The organism is Cupriavidus sp. SK-4, from assembly GCF_000611125.1.
Taxonomy (GTDB): Bacteria; Pseudomonadota; Gammaproteobacteria; order Burkholderiales; family Burkholderiaceae; genus Cupriavidus; species Cupriavidus necator.
The window spans coordinates 1-2,325 of sequence record NZ_JFJW01000018.1; the positions used below are offsets into that span (position 1 = coordinate 1).

General features: G+C 67.7%; 4 protein-coding genes. 3 read left to right on the forward strand and 1 reads right to left on the reverse strand.

Annotated elements, in window-relative coordinates; genetic code table 11:
* The first annotated feature begins 343 nt into the window (after nt 1-343).
* The 3 genes from CF68_RS03775 to CF68_RS03785 all read left to right on the forward strand — a co-directional run bounded on the left by CF68_RS03775 (nt 344) and on the right by CF68_RS03785 (nt 1,839).
* Entirely contained in the window at nt 344-823 is a 480-nt protein-coding gene (locus tag CF68_RS03775; protein ID WP_035816159.1) for a YbhB/YbcL family Raf kinase inhibitor-like protein, read from the forward strand.
* 25 nt (nt 824-848) lie between these two features.
* Complete coding sequence (locus CF68_RS03780; protein ID WP_035816161.1) at nt 849-1,280, forward strand: hypothetical protein; 432 nt, start codon at nt 849-851, stop codon at nt 1,278-1,280.
* A 91-nt stretch (nt 1,281-1,371) separates the two neighbouring features.
* Entirely contained in the window at nt 1,372-1,839 is a 468-nt protein-coding gene (locus CF68_RS03785; RefSeq protein WP_035816162.1) for a DUF2127 domain-containing protein, read from the forward strand.
* Here the strand turns inward: CF68_RS03785 and CF68_RS38010 are convergent.
* Nucleotides 1,791-2,325, reverse strand: a 535-nt coding sequence (locus CF68_RS38010; RefSeq protein ID WP_035816250.1) for an endonuclease/exonuclease/phosphatase family protein, incomplete at its 5' end; no start/stop codon positions are given. The genes CF68_RS03785 and CF68_RS38010 overlap by 49 nt on opposite strands.

Sequence of the window (2,325 nt, forward strand, 5' to 3'; positions counted from 1 at the left end):
TGAGCACTTGACACGGTCAATACATATCAGTTCAGTGAATCACTGAAATTGGTCGGTGCCTGCCATGTCATGCGGGCGCATCGCGTCGTTGCAAATGCTCGCAGTAGCCGTGCTATTGCTGCGTTTGCCCTTGCAGGGCGCACATGCGCTTGCAAGCGCATGTCGCTACGCAGGCGGATTGCAATGCAATCCGAAACCCCTGCTTCGCCCTAGCGCTGCATCCCGCATGACATGTCCTTCACCTCCCATTTCATTGATTCAGTGGACAGTGCGCGGCGCCTTGCGCGGGGCACCGATCCGGCCTAAGTTGGAGCCATCTCTCAGTGCGTCCAGCGAGGCCCATATGCCGTTCCAGCTGCAATCGACCGCATTCGCCCAAGGTGGCGAGATTCCCGCAGAGCACACCTGCGAAGGCGCCGATATTTCCCCGCCGCTTGCCTGGACCGGCCTGCCGCCCGGCACGGCCAGCCTGGCGCTGATCGTCGACGATCCCGATGCACCCGACCCCGCCGCGCCGAAAATGACCTGGGTCCACTGGCTGCTCTACAACCTGCCGTCCCATGCCGAGGCGCTGCCGGCGGACATCGGCAAGGCCGGGCTGCCCGCCGGCACGCGCGACGGGCTGAACGACTGGCACCGCGCCGGTTATGGCGGCCCGTGCCCGCCGATCGGCCGGCACCGCTACTTCTTCAAGCTGTATGCGCTGGACGTGGCGTTGCAGGACCTGGGGATGCCTGACAAGGCGGCGCTGGAGCGGGCGATGCGGGGCCATATCCTGGCCAGCGCAGAGTTGATCGGCACTTACCAGAAGCTGCAGCGCTAGGCGCGGTGCGGCCGGAGGCTACATCATGTCGCACCGAATGCTTCGCCTCGATGTCCGTGGGCCGTGGTGGCGGCTGGCGGCGGCCGGGGCGCTGGCACTGCTGGCCGTGGCCGGCCCGCTGCGCGCCCAGCCACATGAATCCGGCCCGATCACCATCGGCGGTTCGGCGCAGGTGCAGGGGCCGCTGACGGTGCACGGCAAGCTGGTTGTCGCCGGCCACGTTTATGCCAGCGGCCCGCTCACCGCGGCGTACTTCACCGGACCAGCCACCGCGCGGGGGCTGCCGTACGGCGGCGGCTATCTCAAGGTCTTCAACGGCCCGGTGACGGTGCATGGCGACATGGTGGTCAGGGGCGACCTGAGCGTGGCCGGCCCGCTGACCGTGGACGGCCCCATTGCCGCCAGCGGCGGCATCGATGCCGACGGGCCGATGCGCGAGCGCGAATACGGACGCTGAAAGCGCGCACCGGCGCCATGCAATGCCGGTGTTGCCTGCCGGTGTTGCACAATACCGGCTTTGCAATTCTTGCATCGATCGGGGACACCGTATGGCAAAGCAGGGCGCACTGGGCCTGAGGGGCATCGCATTGTTTGAAGCCGCCAAGGGCTTGCTGGTGATCGTGGCCGGCCTGGGCCTGGCCGCACTGCTGCACCGCGACGCCCAGGCGCTGGCGGAAGCCATCATCCAGCGCCTGCACGTCAACCCGGCCAGCCGCTATCCCACCATCTTCCTGTCCTTGCTTGCGCATCCCGACAACGCCCGCCTGTGGGCCATCGGCGGCTCTGCCGCGGTCTATGCGCTGATGCGCTTTGCCGAAGCGTACGGGCTCTGGCGCGGGCTTGCATGGGGCAACTGGATCGGGGTGTGGTCCGGCGGCATCTACATTCCGCTGGAACTGTACGAGGCCCTGGTCCATCCCAGTTGGCTGCATGGCACGCTGGCGGCAGCCAACCTGCTGGTGGTGCTTTACCTGGCGCGGGGGCTGCTGGCGAAGTCGACCACCAGGGGGTCGTGATCTGACGAAGGGTAGGGGCCGGACGCGTAGTGGCCCGGCGCCGCAGGCGCACCCGGCGCCGGCGCGTAGGAGAAGGCCGGGGGCTCGTCGGCATTGATATGCCAGGCATGCACGGCCATGACATGCCGGGCCGCGGCGGCATCGGCAAGCACATGGTCGAGATAACCGGCCTGGCCGTTGTAGACGTAGCTGTAGGCCGGCTTCCCGGCGAATTCCGCAACCATGTCCGCATAGCCGCGGCGCGCCAGCACGCGCACGGGGTCTTCCATCGCATAGCTGTTCAGGTCGCCGATCACCAGCACGCCCGCGCCGGACACGCCCGTCGGCGTTGCGCCCAGCCATTCGGCCAGCGCCTGGGCTGCCTGCACGCGCTCGGGATTCCAGCAACCCTGGCCATCGCCCTGGTCCGCCTGCGCGCCGGTGGCCTCGGTGCACGTCTTGGATTTGAAATGATTGACCACGACCGTGACCGGCGCGCCGCCCGCC